15 protein-coding genes are annotated in these 14,835 nt (G+C 47.4%); 9 read left to right on the top strand and 6 right to left on the bottom strand.

Annotated elements, in window-relative coordinates; genetic code table 11:
* The first annotated feature begins 20 nt into the window (after nucleotides 1-20).
* Genes TREAZ_RS03990 through TREAZ_RS04030 form a run of 9 tightly spaced genes read left to right on the top strand, consistent with a single transcriptional unit; the run spans nucleotide 21 to nucleotide 9,913 of the window.
* Nucleotides 21-857: an ABC transporter ATP-binding protein gene (locus TREAZ_RS03990; RefSeq protein ID WP_015710530.1), complete on the top strand. Its 837-nt coding sequence runs from the start codon at nucleotides 21-23 to the stop codon at nucleotides 855-857.
* Nucleotides 854-1,789: an ABC transporter permease gene (locus TREAZ_RS03995; RefSeq protein ID WP_015710531.1), complete on the top strand. Its 936-nt coding sequence runs from the start codon at nucleotides 854-856 to the stop codon at nucleotides 1,787-1,789. The genes TREAZ_RS03990 and TREAZ_RS03995 overlap by 4 nt, the downstream gene beginning before the upstream one ends.
* A gap of 10 nt (nucleotides 1,790-1,799) precedes the next feature.
* Nucleotides 1,800-2,843 carry a uroporphyrinogen decarboxylase family protein gene (locus TREAZ_RS04000; RefSeq protein WP_015710532.1) on the top strand — a complete coding sequence of 348 codons (1,044 nt, stop codon included), beginning with the start codon at nucleotides 1,800-1,802 and terminating at the stop codon, nucleotides 2,841-2,843.
* Nucleotides 2,836-4,341, top strand: coding sequence for a nitrogenase component 1 (locus tag TREAZ_RS04005; RefSeq protein WP_015710533.1), 1,506 nt, complete (start codon nucleotides 2,836-2,838; stop codon nucleotides 4,339-4,341). The genes TREAZ_RS04000 and TREAZ_RS04005 overlap by 8 nt, the downstream gene beginning before the upstream one ends.
* Nucleotides 4,341-5,738: a nitrogenase component 1 gene (locus tag TREAZ_RS04010; RefSeq protein ID WP_015710534.1), complete on the top strand. Its 1,398-nt coding sequence runs from the start codon at nucleotides 4,341-4,343 to the stop codon at nucleotides 5,736-5,738. The genes TREAZ_RS04005 and TREAZ_RS04010 overlap by 1 nt, the downstream gene beginning before the upstream one ends.
* 12 nt (nucleotides 5,739-5,750) lie before the next feature.
* Nucleotides 5,751-6,413, top strand: a complete 663-nt coding sequence (locus tag TREAZ_RS04015) for a corrinoid protein (protein WP_015710535.1) — start codon at nucleotides 5,751-5,753, stop codon at nucleotides 6,411-6,413.
* Nucleotides 6,413-7,447, top strand: coding sequence for a methylcobamide--CoM methyltransferase (locus TREAZ_RS04020; RefSeq protein WP_015710536.1), 1,035 nt, complete (start codon nucleotides 6,413-6,415; stop codon nucleotides 7,445-7,447). Before TREAZ_RS04015 ends, TREAZ_RS04020 begins: the two co-directional genes overlap by 1 nt.
* 1 nt (nucleotide 7,448) lies before the next feature.
* Nucleotides 7,449-9,068 (top strand): ASKHA domain-containing protein, encoded by a 1,620-nt coding sequence (locus TREAZ_RS04025; RefSeq protein WP_015710537.1) that lies wholly within the window; start codon nucleotides 7,449-7,451, stop codon nucleotides 9,066-9,068.
* A 5-nt stretch (nucleotides 9,069-9,073) separates the two neighbouring features.
* Entirely contained in the window at nucleotides 9,074-9,913 is an 840-nt protein-coding gene (locus TREAZ_RS04030) for a uroporphyrinogen decarboxylase family protein (RefSeq protein ID WP_015710538.1), read from the top strand.
* Nucleotides 9,914-9,961: 48 nt separating this feature from the next.
* On the opposite strand, the gene TREAZ_RS04035 is transcribed toward TREAZ_RS04030, so the two are convergent.
* The 6 genes from TREAZ_RS04035 to TREAZ_RS04060 are packed head-to-tail and all read right to left on the bottom strand — an operon-like array spanning nucleotide 9,962 to nucleotide 14,805.
* Nucleotides 9,962-10,873, bottom strand: a complete 912-nt coding sequence (locus tag TREAZ_RS04035) for a helix-turn-helix transcriptional regulator (RefSeq protein WP_015710539.1) — start codon at nucleotides 10,871-10,873, stop codon at nucleotides 9,962-9,964.
* Nucleotides 10,874-10,879: 6 nt separating this feature from the next.
* Nucleotides 10,880-11,923 (bottom strand): ABC transporter substrate-binding protein, encoded by a 1,044-nt coding sequence (locus TREAZ_RS04040; RefSeq protein ID WP_015710540.1) that lies wholly within the window; start codon nucleotides 11,921-11,923, stop codon nucleotides 10,880-10,882.
* A 1-nt stretch (nucleotide 11,924) separates the two neighbouring features.
* Nucleotides 11,925-12,716, bottom strand: coding sequence for an ATP-binding cassette domain-containing protein (locus TREAZ_RS04045; RefSeq protein ID WP_015710541.1), 792 nt, complete (start codon nucleotides 12,714-12,716; stop codon nucleotides 11,925-11,927).
* Nucleotides 12,709-13,431 (bottom strand): GTP-binding protein, encoded by a 723-nt coding sequence (locus TREAZ_RS04050; protein ID WP_015710542.1) that lies wholly within the window; start codon nucleotides 13,429-13,431, stop codon nucleotides 12,709-12,711. The genes TREAZ_RS04045 and TREAZ_RS04050 overlap by 8 nt, the downstream gene beginning before the upstream one ends.
* Entirely contained in the window at nucleotides 13,428-14,069 is a 642-nt protein-coding gene (locus tag TREAZ_RS04055) for a class I SAM-dependent methyltransferase (RefSeq protein ID WP_015710543.1), read from the bottom strand. The genes TREAZ_RS04050 and TREAZ_RS04055 overlap by 4 nt, the downstream gene beginning before the upstream one ends.
* Entirely contained in the window at nucleotides 14,056-14,805 is a 750-nt protein-coding gene (locus tag TREAZ_RS04060) for a Rossmann-like domain-containing protein (RefSeq protein WP_015710544.1), read from the bottom strand. The genes TREAZ_RS04055 and TREAZ_RS04060 overlap by 14 nt, the downstream gene beginning before the upstream one ends.
* Nucleotides 14,806-14,835 lie beyond the last annotated feature (30 nt).

The following is a 14,835-nucleotide window of genomic DNA, read 5'->3' on the forward strand; positions in this document are numbered from 1 at the left end:
TCCTTTAATTCAAAGAAAACATGATGAACAAGATCGAGGTTGATAATTTGAGTGTCAGCTATAATGAGGGAAATAAACGGTTTACTGCTCTGACCGGTATATCCTTCACGGTACAGGCGGGAGAATTTATCAGCATTATAGGATCCTCGGGCTGTGGTAAAAGTACCCTCCTTAATGTTTTGGGGGGACTTATAGCGCCAAGTAGCGGAAGGGTTGCCATTGATGGTATTCCTGTTGCCGGTCCCGGTAAAAACCGCAGTATGGTTTTTCAGCATTATTCTCTTTTCCCCTGGATGACAGCCAGGAACAATGTTGTTTTTGGCATAAAGCATGCCGCAACCAAATTATCCGGTAAAGAAATAGTCAGCCGGGCAAACAGCTTTCTTGAAAAAGTAGGACTTGAAAATTTTAAAGATAAATTTCCTGCCCAGCTTTCGGGCGGAATGAAGCAACGGGTTGCGATTGCCCGAGCCTTGGCAATGGATACGGAAATACTTCTTATGGACGAACCTTTCGGTGCAGTTGATGCAAAAAACCGTACATTGCTTCAGGAGCTTTTGCTTAAACTTTGGGAAGGAAATAGTGACGATACTATATTTCCCATTGGCGAAAATGTTTCTCAGCCTCCCCGGGAACGGAAGACCGTGGTATTTATAACTCACGATATTGATGAGGCTATTCTTTTATCCGACAGAATCATCATGTTTGCCAACAGTCCGGGAAGAATTTTCAAAGAGCTGGAGGTTCATTTTCCCCGTCCCCGCAGCCGTTCGTCCCTGGTACAGACAGAAGAATATACGAAGCTCCGCAATGAACTCCTCACCCTTTTTTATAAAGATTTCGGGAGTAATATATGACCGAAAAAACTATAAGCATAAAAAAGCGTTTCCTGCGGATATGCCATGGACTGTTTATTGTTTTCCTCCTGATTCAATTATTCCCGGATAAAATAAGCAAAGAATCTTTTGCATATTACAGTATCATTTTCGCATCTTTACTGGAAATTTTAATTCTGGCGGTTTCTCTTTTCACCAAAAAAGAAAAGTCTTTGAATCTCATTATTGATATTGTAAGTTTTGTCTATGTATTTCTCATTTTGTGGACTTTGGGTACTGCAAAATTCAATATACTAAAAGCATCGTTTTTTCCGCCCCCGGGAGCTGTCTTCGAACAGGCCCTGCGTGACAGAGGCGCAATCTTTGTAAATATAAGGACATCCCTCGGTATTGTTATTCAGGGTTATTTTCTGGCCCTGGTTATTGCCATACCTTTGGGTCTTTTTATGGGGTGGAGTATCAGAACAGGAAACGCAGCCACCTATATTTCAAAATTTCTGGGTTCCATACCGCCTGTGGTTTACATACCCTATGGTATTGCGTTGCTCCCCACTTTCCGTTCTGTTTCGGTGATGGTGATATTTCTCGCTTCTTTCTGGCCCGCCCTGGCAGGTACCATGAGCGGCGTCCTCAATGTGGAGCGGCAAATAATTGATTCAGCAAAATCCTTGAACGTGCATAAAGCATCCATGCTTTTTCAAATAATACTGCCTGCAAGCCTGCCCCAGATTTTTATCGGGTGCAATCAGGGTTTGAGCGTATCTTTTATATTGCTTACGTCAGCAGAAATGATAGGCGCCCGCAGCGGGCTTGGCTATTATGTTAAGAATTTTTCCGACCTGGGAGATTATACCCGGATTATTGTGGGGGTTTTAGTAATCGGCATCGTGGTTACTGTGATCGTATTCTTTTTTAACAAGCTCCAAAGTTTTTTATTGCGATGGAAGAATTAAGGAGGAATTGATGAATTCAAAAGAAATAATCCAGAATTTACTGGAACTCAAACCGACTCCCCGCCAGCCTGCGACCTTGATGTCCGCAGGGGCTTGGGCGTTGAACAGTAATGGTCTAAGTCTAGAGCGCGCCCTGGCTGCACCGGTTGAGGAAACAGCTGATATTTTGTACCGTGCTTACAACGAGGTTGGTTCCGATATTGTCTGGGCAATGTCCGGGTATAACAATATTGTTATCGGGGCCATAGGGGGTAAAATAAAATTCCGTACCAAGGGAACCCCTGATGTTATCGAAATCCTTGTCAAAAAACCTTCAGACGTTGACACCATCAATACAGATGTCATAAAAAATGATGAAAGGGTACAAACTTTGTTGAAAGTAACCAAACTTTTGGCAGAAAAAGTAAAAGGCGAAAATTATGTAGCTTTGACACGCTGGGGCCCATTTACTCTGGCAGGGCTTTTGTATGGTGCCGAAAACCTGATGCGGGATATTTACCGCAATCCAGATTCGGTCCGGCATATTCTGGATTTTACCGCTGATCTGTACCTTAAATATGCCCAGCTCTATATTGATAATGGAGTGGATTTTTTTCTTTTGGCTGAACCTACTACTTCAGGGGATATGATTTCGAGGAAGCACTTTGAAACCTTTGCCGTACCGGCTTTTAAAAAGGTCTTTACAGAACTTCGTAAAAAAAGAGTGAGAACCGCCCTTCATATCTGTGGAAATATTGAAAACCGCCTGGATCTTCTGGCTGACATCGGCGCGGAGCTAATTTCAGTGGATTATAAGGTGAGTTTAAAAAAATGCAGGGACACCTTTGATGGTAAAATCGCCTTTGCCGGTAACATGAATCCTGTTGCCGTTATGCAGCGTGAATCACCCGAAGGGGTAGTCAAGGCTTGCGAAGAATGTATAGCCGCTGCCGGTGAAGGATTGGGCTATCTTCTCATGCCCGGCTGCGATATTCCGCCTGCTACACCCGCCACAAACATAAAAGCCATGACCCAAACCGGCAAGTCACATATATTTGGAGGAAATAATGAGTAATTTACCAACCAAGGTAGCTCCCAAACGGGAAGACCGCCTCAAATCGTGTATCACTTTTGGGGGTACTCTCTGTAGCCTGCGGCAAGAGCTTGGCTGCGGCTGCCTTAATGACGGAGAGCGGGAATTTTCCCAGGGGAACATCTGCCTCATGTTGCCCGGGATAGCCATGCTTAACAGCCTGCCGGATAATGTAAACCTCCTCCATGGGGCCGTAGGCTGTGGGGTTTGTTCCCATTCCCAAAATGCCAATACCCGCTCGGGTAACGCCGCGCGTTTCGGCGCCATTAAGGACGGTATTTGGCTTTCAACCGCCATGAACGAAGCTGATGTCATTGGCGGCGGCGAAGGAAAACTAAGGCGTGCTATTATCGAAGCGGACAGGGTCTACCGGCCCAAGACAATTACGGTTGTTGCAAGCTGCGTACCGGGAATTACCGGCGATGATGTAGACGGGATAATTGATAATGTGCAGTCCCTGGTTCAGGCCCGGGTAATTCCTGTTCACTGCGAGGGATTTAAAACAAAAATATGGGCTACCGCCTATGACGCTGTTTACCATGGTCTGGCGGGAAAGACACTGGAGAATCCGGCTTATCAGAAAAAAATTGTAGAAGATGATCTGGATGCCTTTAAGGTTGAACAGCTCAGGAAATACACGGTAAATCTTTTCAATGTATCGAGCATGGGGAAAGTAGATGAAGATGAACTTACCCGCCTTCTTGGCTGTCTCGGCTATCAGGTAAATGTGTTCCCGGTGTTTGCAGAACCCGAAAAAATGTACCGCATCAAATATGCAGCCCTGAGCGTCAGCACCTGCCCCACTCACGATGATTATTTCCTTAAATATTTTGAAAAGGAATACAACATACCCTATATTCTCAAGCACATGCCCATTGGCATTGAAAATACAAATGAATGGCTCCGTGATGTAGGAAAGTTTTTCCATAAGGAAGACGCCACAGAAAAACTTATAGAAAATGAGAACGCTAAACTAAACGCGGGTCTTGCAAAGTACCGTGAATTTTTTAAAGGTAAGAAAGTTTTTGTCAATGCCGGGGAATTCCGCGCTTTGGCCACGGCAAATCTGCTTGTGGAAATGGGGTTTGAAATCGCCGCAATACGTTCCTTCCATCATGACGAATTTGCTTTGGAAGAATATGAAAAACTACATAAAATTGCCGGTGATTTCCCCTTTAATGTGGCTAATTGCCAGCCCTTTGAGGAAGCCAACCTTCTTAAAAAAATAAAACCTGATTTGTTTCTGGGACATTGGAATGGCAATTCCACTGCAGCCAAACTGGGCATTCCTTCTCATGTAATTTACAATACAGGTCTTTCTTATATCGGATACCGTGGGGCTTACGAAATCGCCCGCCGCTTGTACCGGCAGCTTTCAAATCCAGCATTTGCGCAGAAATTAAGCAAATATGTAAGGCTTCCGTACCGTGAAACATGGTATAAAGAAGATCCCTTCAAGTATATCAAAGGGGGCGAATAATGGCTGCTATAACTACCGAAACAAAAGTACAAAATTATACTGCTGATCACAACTATATTGAGCGGCCCCGCTATTTCTGTTCTTTCGGCGGCGCCCTTTCTACTCTGGAAGCCTTGCCCGAAACAATTCCGGTGCTCCATGCGGCCGGTGGCTGCGCGGGAAGCATAGCCTGGGGACAAAACGGCGGCTCCGGTTTGCAGGTAGGGGGATATTGCGGAGGCCTCGCCGTACCCAGCTCCAATATAGGCGAAAAAGAAGTAATTTTCGGCGGATCAAACAGACTCACCCAGGAAATCCGCAATACCCTTGAAGTAATGGACGGCCGTCTTTTTGTGGTCATTACAAGCTGCGTTACGGAAATGATAGGCGACGATGTGCAGGCAGTGGTTTCCGAAATCAATTCGGAAATAGAAGAAAAAGAGATCGATGCAGGACTGGTTTTTGCCCGTACCGGTGGTTTTAAAGGCAATTCCTATTACGGGTATGATATTGTACTAAGCGCAATTGCAAATCAATATGTGCAGAAACCAATAAAAAAAGCTAAGGGCCTGGTGAATATTTTTGGCATTGTGCCCTATATGGACAGTTTTTGGCGGGGCAATCTGGAAGGGGTCCGTAAAACCCTGGAACTTCTGGGGCTGAAAGTGAATACTTTTTTTACCGATGAAGACTCCCTTGATGGCTTAAAAAAATCAGGCGAAGCGGAACTCAATATTGTAGTTTCCGATTTATACGGCATTGAAGCGGCTCAAGCCTATAAGGACCGTTTCGGAGTCCCCTATATTGTATCTTCCCTTCCTGTGGGTCCTACGGCAAGCGCCAATCTTCTGCGCCAAACTGCGTCAGCCCTGCAGCTTGATATTGACGTGGAAAGGATTATCGAAAATGAAAACCGCAAATTCTACCGTTACCTCGAACCATTGACTGATCTTTATTTTGACGCAGACCTTCAACGCTATGCAGTAATAGTAGCGGATGTAAATTACGCTGTGGCAGTTACCCGCTTCCTTTTCGATGATCTGGGCTGGATTCCCGTCCTTACCCAGTTTACCGAAATCCTGAACGAAGATCAGCAAAAAAATCTGGCGGCAAAACTTTCCGGGCCCGGGGGAATAAATCCCCTGGCAGTATTCGATACCAATGCCTCTGAAACCGGCCGTTACCTTCTCGATATTTACCCCCGGCGTGAAACCGACCTCTATGTGGACAGCCTGACGCCGGCCTTTGTCATCGGCAGTTCCCTTGAACGGGATTTGGCATTAAAACTTGGGGCTCCGCACCTTTCAGTGAGTTTTCCTGTTGCAAACCGTGCAGTGCTGAACCGGGGCTATACGGGATTTTCCGGCGGCCTCACCCTGGCCGAAGATCTGCTCAGCGCTGCGGTAGCCGCGCGCTAAAGGAATAAAAAAATGAGTGCAGAAGAATTATATGTCAAATTGGCAGACGCCGTAGTGGACATGGACGAAGCAGAGGCGGTGAAACTTTCCAATCAGGCAGTGGAAGAAAAAGTTGAAGCTTATGACGCAATCGACAAAGGGCTGGCCAAAGGCATGGAACGGGCAGGAAAACTCTTCGAAGAAGAGGAATATTTTGTGCCCGAACTCATCATCTGTTCCGATGCGATGAATGCCGGTATCGCAATCCTCAAGCCCCATCTGAAGCAGGGTGAAACCGCTATCCGCCATCGCGGCGTGATTGGTGTCATTGAGGGAGACACCCACGACATAGGCAAGAATCTCGTCAAGATTATGCTTGAGTCCTCGGGCTTTGATATACTGGATTTGGGCCGTGATGTACCGCCTCAGACTTTTGTGGATAAGGCCATAGAATACAATGCAGATTTAATACTTCTTTCTTCATTAATGACTACCACCATGGACGCCATGGCGGACGTAGTAAAGATCCTTGAGAAGCAGGGAGTACGCAATCAATTCAAGGTGGCTGTCGGAGGCGGCCCCATTTCCAAAGCCTTTGCCGATCGCATAGGCGCCGACGGTTATGGGAAAAACGCTACCGAAGCAGTACGCCTGGCTCAAAGCCTGGTGAGCGCAAACCAAGGTTTGGTAAAATAATGGCAGATGTGTTTTCCCCCAGGGAAAGGCTGCTGCGGAAACTAAACAAGCAGGGAACAGACCGTCCCCCTGTAATTTGTCCCGGGGGTATGATGAACGCCGCCATTGTGGACGTGATGACGAAAACCGGCCATGCCCTTCCGGAAGCCCACCATGAAGGCGCTTTGATGGGGGATCTCGCCTATGATGTATATGAACAAACAGGCTTTGAAAATATCGGCATACCTTTCTGCATGACCATAGAGAGCGAAGCCCTGGGCAGCGCGGTGGATTATGGTTCTCTTAAATGTGAACCCAAGATAAAGCAAGAAGCCTTTCCGTCCGTGAAAGATGTGATCTTCTCGCCGTCTAATTCAATAGAAAAAAACAGCCGCGCCGCAGCAGTAATAAGCGCAGTGAACAATCTTTCGAAAAAATATCCCGATATCCCGGTGATAGGCAGCCTTACCGGCCCTGTCAGTACTGCGGCGTCTCTGGTAGATCCTATGACTTTTTTTAAGGAACTGCGGCAGAATAAGGACGGCGCCCATCGGCTGCTTGCTTATGTTACCGGGGAACTAATCGTCTGGGCTAAATTGATTGCTGATAACGGGGCTGCGGCCATATCTATCGCAGACCCTACGGCAACCGGAGAAATATTGGGGCCCAAGTTTTTTGAGGAATACGCCCTTCACTATATAAATCTGTTAATCGAATCCATTCATGGAATGGGCCTCCCGGTTATCGTGCATATCTGCGGAGATGTCCGTGTTGTGAAGCAGCATCTCTATAATCTAAAAGGCGATTCTCTCAGCGTGGATGCCATGGTAAACCTTGAGGAATTAAAAAATGAAAAACAGGATCTCACCACCATGGGAAACCTGAGTACCTATCTCCTTGAATCGGGAGTGCCTAAAACCATAGGCGCCGGAGCTGCAGCCCTGTTAAGAAAGAATATTGATATTATCGCTCCGGCCTGCGGCCTTTCCACCTCTACTCCTCTCGAAAATATCCGCACCTTTACCGAAACCATAAAATCCACGGCAAGGGCATAAAATGCCGCAGATAAATTTCGTATACCAGGGGAAAACCGTTGATATCGAAAATGAGAAAACAATCCTTGAGGCCGCGCGTCTTGCGGGTGTAACCATAGAATCTCCCTGCAACGGAATTGGTTCCTGCGGCAAATGCAAGGTGGGGACTTCCGGCGGGGTAGTACTGGCCTGCCAGCATCATGTCCGCGAAGATATGGAAGTCATCGTTAAGGATTACAACGATGAAAACAAAAGCCTTCAGATATTATCAGAGGGCAGCAATTTTGATTATGATATTCAGCCCTTTATAACTAAAAGAGTATCCGGCAGTAAAACTGAAGTTTATGGCGGAGGAAAGCTTTTGGGAATTGAAGATGGGGATACTTCGTCTTTTATATACGGCCTTGCCATCGATATTGGTACAACAACATTAGTAACGGCCCTGGTTGATTTAAGCAATGGTAAAACCCTGGCTTCAGAATCAACTCTGAACCCCCAGGCAGCCTATGCCCAGGATGTATTGGGCCGTATTCACTTTGCTTCCAAAGATGACGGCCTCGCGGTTCTTTACAATTCTTTTATAGAAGTTCTTGTAACCATGATCCTCGCCCTCACAAAAAAAGCCGGTCTAAAGAGAGAACATATTTACGAGCTTGTCTATTCGGGCAATACAACCATGTTGCACATTGCCACTAATACAGATCCTTATTCTCTGGGGCAGTTTCCCTATACCCCAAATCTTTTTGGAGCCGAGCACCTGTCCGCTAAGGATCTTCATATTTCCCCCTTCGGCATTATTTGGCTCCCTCCCATTATCTCTGCTTATGTAGGAGCAGATATCACCTCGGGAATTTTGGCTTCTGCCCTGAATAAGAAAAAGGGAACCACGGTTTTTATTGACATTGGCACTAATGGCGAAATGGTATTGGCCAAAGATGGGAGGCTGGCAGCTTCATCAACTGCGGCAGGACCCGCATTCGAGGGAATGAATATCAGCTGCGGTATGAGGGCCAGTCAGGGCGCTATTGAATCTTTCAGTATTGCCGACGGTGTCTTTTCTTTTGGAGTCATTGGATATAACCCGCCTTGGGGAGGGGAAACGCCCATCACCGGTATATGCGGAAGCGGCCTCCTGGACATAGCAGGGGAACTGGTAAGAACAGGTCTCATCGGCAAAAACGGCCGTTTTATCAATCCTGGAAATGAAAATAACGCTACTCCCCTGATAAGCCGGATACGTCCCCATGAGGGTAAAAATGCATTCTTTGTTACTGATGATATATACCTGAGTCAAAAAGATATACGCCAAATTCAACTTGCAAAAGGCGCCATAAGATGCGGCATAGAAATGCTTCTTACTCATTTTAATATGAACGCAGCTGATATTGACTCACTGGAAATAGCCGGTTCCTTTGGTTATCACCTTAACGAGGCAAGCCTTCTCAACATCGGCCTCCTGCCTGCTGCATTTGCCGGTAAAACTGCCTTTGTAGGTAATACTTCCATGTCAGGAGCAACGGCTTTCCTGCTGAATACCACCTTTCGTTCCCAAATGACTGAGCTGGTAAAGGAGATAGATGTAGTTGAACTAGCCAATGATGAAAATTTTGAAAAGAATTTCATTAAACACTTGAGTTTTTGATTATTATGCGCATTGATATACCTGTAGAAAAAAACATTTTTGATTTAAACGCCTATTGTTCGGGTCATATTACGGGCAGCAGAAACCCAACCGATCTTGATACGCACTCCGGCATCGACGCATTTCCTTATAATTTTGTTACCGAAGCCCTGGCATTGGGCGCCACGACAGAAAAGACCGCCGGAGGTTTTGAAACTTTACAATATCTTTTTTCCGATCCTGATGATCTTTTAAATCTTCCTCTCATGGACGAGCAGCCTCCTGTTATTCATCTTCTTGAAATGATTGAAAAGGCTCCCCCTGAAAAAATAATTTTGCTAAAAGTCAATGGCCCTTATTCGATTCTGGCCTCCCTGATTTCTCCGCATTTATTCTACCGCTGGCTTGCAAAAAACAAAGTTCAGGTTCATGCAGCCCTCGAAAGAATCAATACCGGCCTTGTTTCATATATTCTCAAGGCTGCAGCAAAGGGAGTTAAAATTCTCTCCCTGGCCGACCCTTACGCCAATCCTGAAATTTTAGGGGAAAAGCATTACCGCGAATTTGCCGCTTCTTATCTTGTAAAATTATTGAAAGAAATTACAAACAAAACGCCGGGATTGGTTATCCATCTTTGCCCGCACAATTCCCTCATTCTTGAAAAATACGGATTTTTGAAGAGCCGTGCTGAATATACCGCCGCAGTCCCGCCTGTGCAAACTAAAACCGAAGCTTTGGCTTCGGATGAGTCCTACATCAATCTGCTTATTGCCCTAACCCTGCTGAAAAATTCAGTCCTTTTGGGACATCAGTGTATTTATTCTGAAAAACCATTCAGTTATAAATACTTGCTTTTATCTGGATAAGATCCCCGATATACAATAATAGAAGTGGAAATATATTGAAGATCCAGATTAAAATTCTTCGTATCTGCCTGTCTGTGAAATATCGTAGCCGCCGAGAATTTCAAGATCCTGTTTAAACTCCGGTGAACCGACATAGCTCGAAATACTTCTCACTGCGGAAGTATTTTTATCTGAAAGACGGAATACAAAATCGTACCATTCAAGCTGCAGGGGGATAAAGTTAATGTCCTTTATGCTTTCGGCGCCTCTGGCACAGCCGCAGCCCAGATCCGCCCCGCCCTTTGCAACGATACCGGCGCAGGCCAGGTGGGAACTCGACTCCCGGGTATAGCCCTGTATATCCGAAGTGTCTATATCCAGCCCTGCCAGTTTCTGATCCAGCAGTATCCGGGTGCCGCAGCCTTTTTCGCGGTTGATCATGGTGATCCCGGGTCTGGCAAGATCCTGCCAGTCTTTTATATTGAGGGGGTTGTTTTCCTTTACATAGAATCCCTGCATACGCCCTGCAAGGCGCAGTACGCCTACCCGTAATCCCGGAAGCAGACGGTGCATATAAGGATAGTTATAGGTATCGGTTTCCGCATCCCAGAGGTGAGAGGCCGCCATGGTGATCCTGCCGTTGTAGAGGGCAAAAAGACTGTTGTAACAACCCATGTAGGAACGGAGGACAGCTTCCCCGGTTCCGGCTATTTTGGACATCATGAGATCGATACAGGCATCCTGACCCGAAATAATGATAGATGTACCGCGTTCAGCAGGAAGTTCTGCCGGAGCAGACTTTGTCCCGGGGCCTGTTTTGCTTGCCTCCAGGTAGGAATTTATATCCGCTTGGGAAACCCGCACCTGTTTCCCCACTCTGGAGGAAGACAACTCTCCCCGCTTGATAAGTCCATAAACCGTTAATTTTTTAATTCGCAGCTGATGGGCCACATCCTCCGCGGTTAATAAGGTAGATACCATAAAAAATTATACCTTTTTAAAAAGAGAATTACAATTAAAAATGGGCCGTTCATCGTAAAAAACAGTTTCCAATTCATTGACCCTTTGGGCGATATCTTTTTCATACAGGTAGTCCCAGCCTACCCAGCGCAGTTTTGCCCCCTCGGGCAGATCGTGGTGGACTTCGGGGTTCACATGAGCGAACCAGCCTTCTGCCATGGTTCGGCCCAGATCTTTGCCAAAGAGAAAGTCTGCACAGGCGTTTTGCTTTTCATCGTCCCCCTTTCTGAAAAGGGCGTACATGGGGTTAAGGACGGCTCCGTCTTCAGGCCAGATGAGTTCGAGGTAGTCACGCTTGGGAACCGCATGGGCGAAAAACCAGGAGATAAAGTAGACGCAGCAGCCGTCCCGGTTCCCCACTGCATTGGCCGCCATTTCCGGGGCCCTGCCCACAAAGCCTATATTGCGGGCCAGAGCGCGTATGCCCGCTTCCCCCTGCTCCTTGTGGATTTCCATAAGCAGTAATTCTGAAATATCTTCCCATTTAAAACCCGTTCCCACACTTCCGGCATATTCGGATTTGGTGAGGTCGCGGATGCAGCGGGGAACAGGCCGGCCCTTCAGCCGCTGATGGTTCACCAGGAGTGCATAAGGCAAAGCGCCGAAAATATGAAAGAGGGAACGGGGGTCTTGAAGCGTCAGATCTCTGAAAAGCGAATTTGCCGGAGCAGCCTGGGGCCGCCCGGCAAACCATGTGCGTTTTTCCGGGTTTTTGAGCAGATCTCCCTGGAAAAATTCCCCATATCCAGAATCGCTTACCGCCAGGGGGAATTTTTCTTTTGACTCCACGGTAGAAATATTGTAATAAACATCCACACCGCAGCCCCCCATGGGTACCACGCCCCGAATTGGAGCTTTGTTTTCATTCCCGCAGCTTTTATTGTACTGCTCCTCATAGTCCTGCCAGGCTTTTGAAAACCGATCCTTGATGGGACAATGAACATAGCCCAAAAAATCCAAATCTTCCCGTTTGGAGTCGGGGATCATTTCGAAAACTGTGTACTTTTTCATATTACTTTCCTTTATAATATAGATATTCGTTCATATCAAAATCGAGGGTTTTCCCTTCCCTGAGTTTTTCACGGAGGGTTAAAAATTTTCCGTTAAGCTCAGATAGTAAAACCGCGTTCGCTCGTTCTGCCGCAGAGGTTTCTATAACGGCCTGAACCGCGCCGTTGCGTATGCAAAGGCGCTTCTCCCCCAGAAGCGCCAGAACCGGATCATGAGTTGATAGTATTACTATTTTATCTTCTGCTACCAGAAGATCCAGGCTTTTCTGCCGGTCAACACCGGCGTTTTCAAGCTCGTCGATAAGCACCACCGGGGAGGGGCTTAAAAGGGCAGTATCGGCTATCATCAGGGAACGGCTCTGGCCCCCTGAAAGCTGGGTTAGGGGAGTGTCCGCAGACAGGGCTTCTCCGGTAAGGGTATTGGCGGAAGCAACTATACGATCCACCAGTACTTCCGGATTATTATCACTGCCGGCGCGGCATTCTCCGTGCATTAAAATAAATTCCCTAACCGAAAGATCCATCACAAAGTTCATGTTTTGTGAAAGCTGGGCCGTCATACGGGTTTCCAGGGAGTAACGCATTTCAGTATCCGGAACTTTTTGATCCACCAGGATTTGCCTGCCTGTAGGAGTGTCTTTTTGGGCAAGGCAGCTCAGGTCTTCCAAAAAGCGGCTTTTCCCTGCGCCCGTAGGACCCACAATACAAAGGATATCCCCGGGATGTAAAGTCAGGTTCAGATTTTCAGGGCGCCCTTCTTTGTCATGGCCGCCATAGACAGTAATACTAAGCATGCGTACCCTCTGCCGGAAGTCCCTGGGGAATGGCAATTTTTTGGTGCAGCACACTGTTGGTCTCGTAATCCGGGCCTATGCGGGTTTCGCCCAGACAGTATGAACAGAGGGCCTGGGGTAAGGGAAAACGGATTTGAGCGTGTTCCAGGCTCGTGGTTTCCGGAGCATCAGTGACAAACCGGGCAAGTTCAAAAGCTCCCTCCCCGGTAAGGCCGTTTACAAAAAGGAAGCGGGCGTTTTTGTTTGCCTTCCTGGCGCGGAAGGCAAAAACTTCCCGCTCCGCCTGGGAAACAATATCACCTTTAGTAATAACCACCATATCTGCGTAGAGCAGCATGGGACCGATCTTTTTAGGTGTGTTAACCCCCGAAAGGCAGTCAATGACGCAGAGGGATCTGATACCCCGTATGTGAGGTGAACAGCGGTTGCAGAGCCCTGCGCTCTCGGAAAAAAGAAAATCGAGTTTCTGCGAAATTCCCCATTGAAGGCAGTCTTCAATATTAGTAATAAAATAATGATCCGGACAGAGGCTGCCGGAAATGCCCGTGAGTACCGGGATATTCCGTCTGCGGTACTGTTCGTCATCGGCAGTGGAGATGCAGTCGAATTTCACGGCCCCCACGGAAAAGCCCTGGGCTATGAGACATTCGGCAGTTTTGATGGCCGCAGAGGTCTTCCCTGCTGAAGGGGGTCCTGCAAATGTTACCAGTTTCAAGACAGCCTCCTCAGGACAAGCCAATCTCCGCTGGCCTCGTGAATCACCGTATAACTCTGTATGCCCATAGCGTCCAAAACCAGGGCGTAATCATCAGGAGAAAACCCCTCGGTTTTTTTGCGCCGCTGTTCGCCCCAGTCAAGGCCGTTACGCTCCGACATCTCCCGGTAAATCTGCGTTTTAAGTTCCAGCGATCCGTAACCTCCGCCTAGTACCGCCGCTCCGTCCGGCGCAAGGACGCGCCAAATTTCAGCCAGGCTTTTCTCCTTGTCCCAAAACCACATAGCCCCCCGGCTGAGTATCAAATCTGCCGAAGCGGAATCCAAAGGCATGGCGTGAACATCAGCGCAGAGAGTTTTGACCTGCGGCCTCCCTGCTATCCTTTTTTCCGCAAGCTCTATTGCATGGGGGTTTGAATCCAGAAGTATAAGGGAGCCTTCAAAACCTTTTTCAAGAGCCGCCAGTCCCAAATGCCCGCCCCCGCAGCCCACATCGATGCAGACACCCTTGCGTATACCTGCCAGTTCCAGAAGGCGGCCGGAAATTACCGGATAAATGGGCTTAAAGACTTCTTCGGCAATCTGATCAAATTCACGGGCTTTTACAGCGGCCTTGCCGTCATCCTCATTCTTTTCCAAGGCCCACCCGCTTTCCGGCGTCAAAAATGCCGGCTGTGTTATTCTCGCCCCTTACCACCGCCGCACAGAGTTCCGGGTCGCTTACCGCAAAACCCTGAAGATCCAGTATGCCAAAACCAAAGAGCACAGGAGCCAACGGTACACTGGGCCCGACAAGTATCAGGCCGCAATGGCGCGAAAGTTCCAGAAGCCGCAGAAGGGTTTTGTTGATAAGGGTAACGCCCGTGGCAAAAACAAAATCCTGATAGGGAAGGAGAAATTCACAGGCTGAATCGGGGTAATCCCCTTTTTGGGGCCGTTTTTCAAGGATAGAAAGCTCACAGAGGGGAGCTAAAGTCCTTTCCAGATGGGGAAAATGTCCAATTACCGTAACTTTCTTACCTCGCGCCCGTTCTTTCCATGCATCAAAGGCGTTCATATCAGGTTTTTGAAGGCATTTTTTCACTGTATCCTGATCAGGTGAGTTGTACCACGCATTGATTGCCGCTATACCCAGGCTTGCTTCGCCAAAATTCCACGATTTGGCAACCTGGGCCAGTTCCTGCAAGGCCATTCCTGCCAAATTCGGAGACAAAATCCGCGGTCTGGTCTCGTCTTCAGGGCTTTTTACCAAGGTCATGGCAAGCCCCAGGCCCTTACCTGAACGTACCATTGTCCAGTGAGGGCCTTCAAAAGCTTCATCCACCCTGGCTTCAGGAGGAATTCCTTCTATCAATATATCATAGAGTTCCCACATACTGAAACTAACATATCATAATAGAAACAA

The organism is Leadbettera azotonutricia ZAS-9, from assembly GCF_000214355.1.
GTDB lineage: Bacteria > Spirochaetota > Spirochaetia > Treponematales > Breznakiellaceae > Leadbettera > Leadbettera azotonutricia.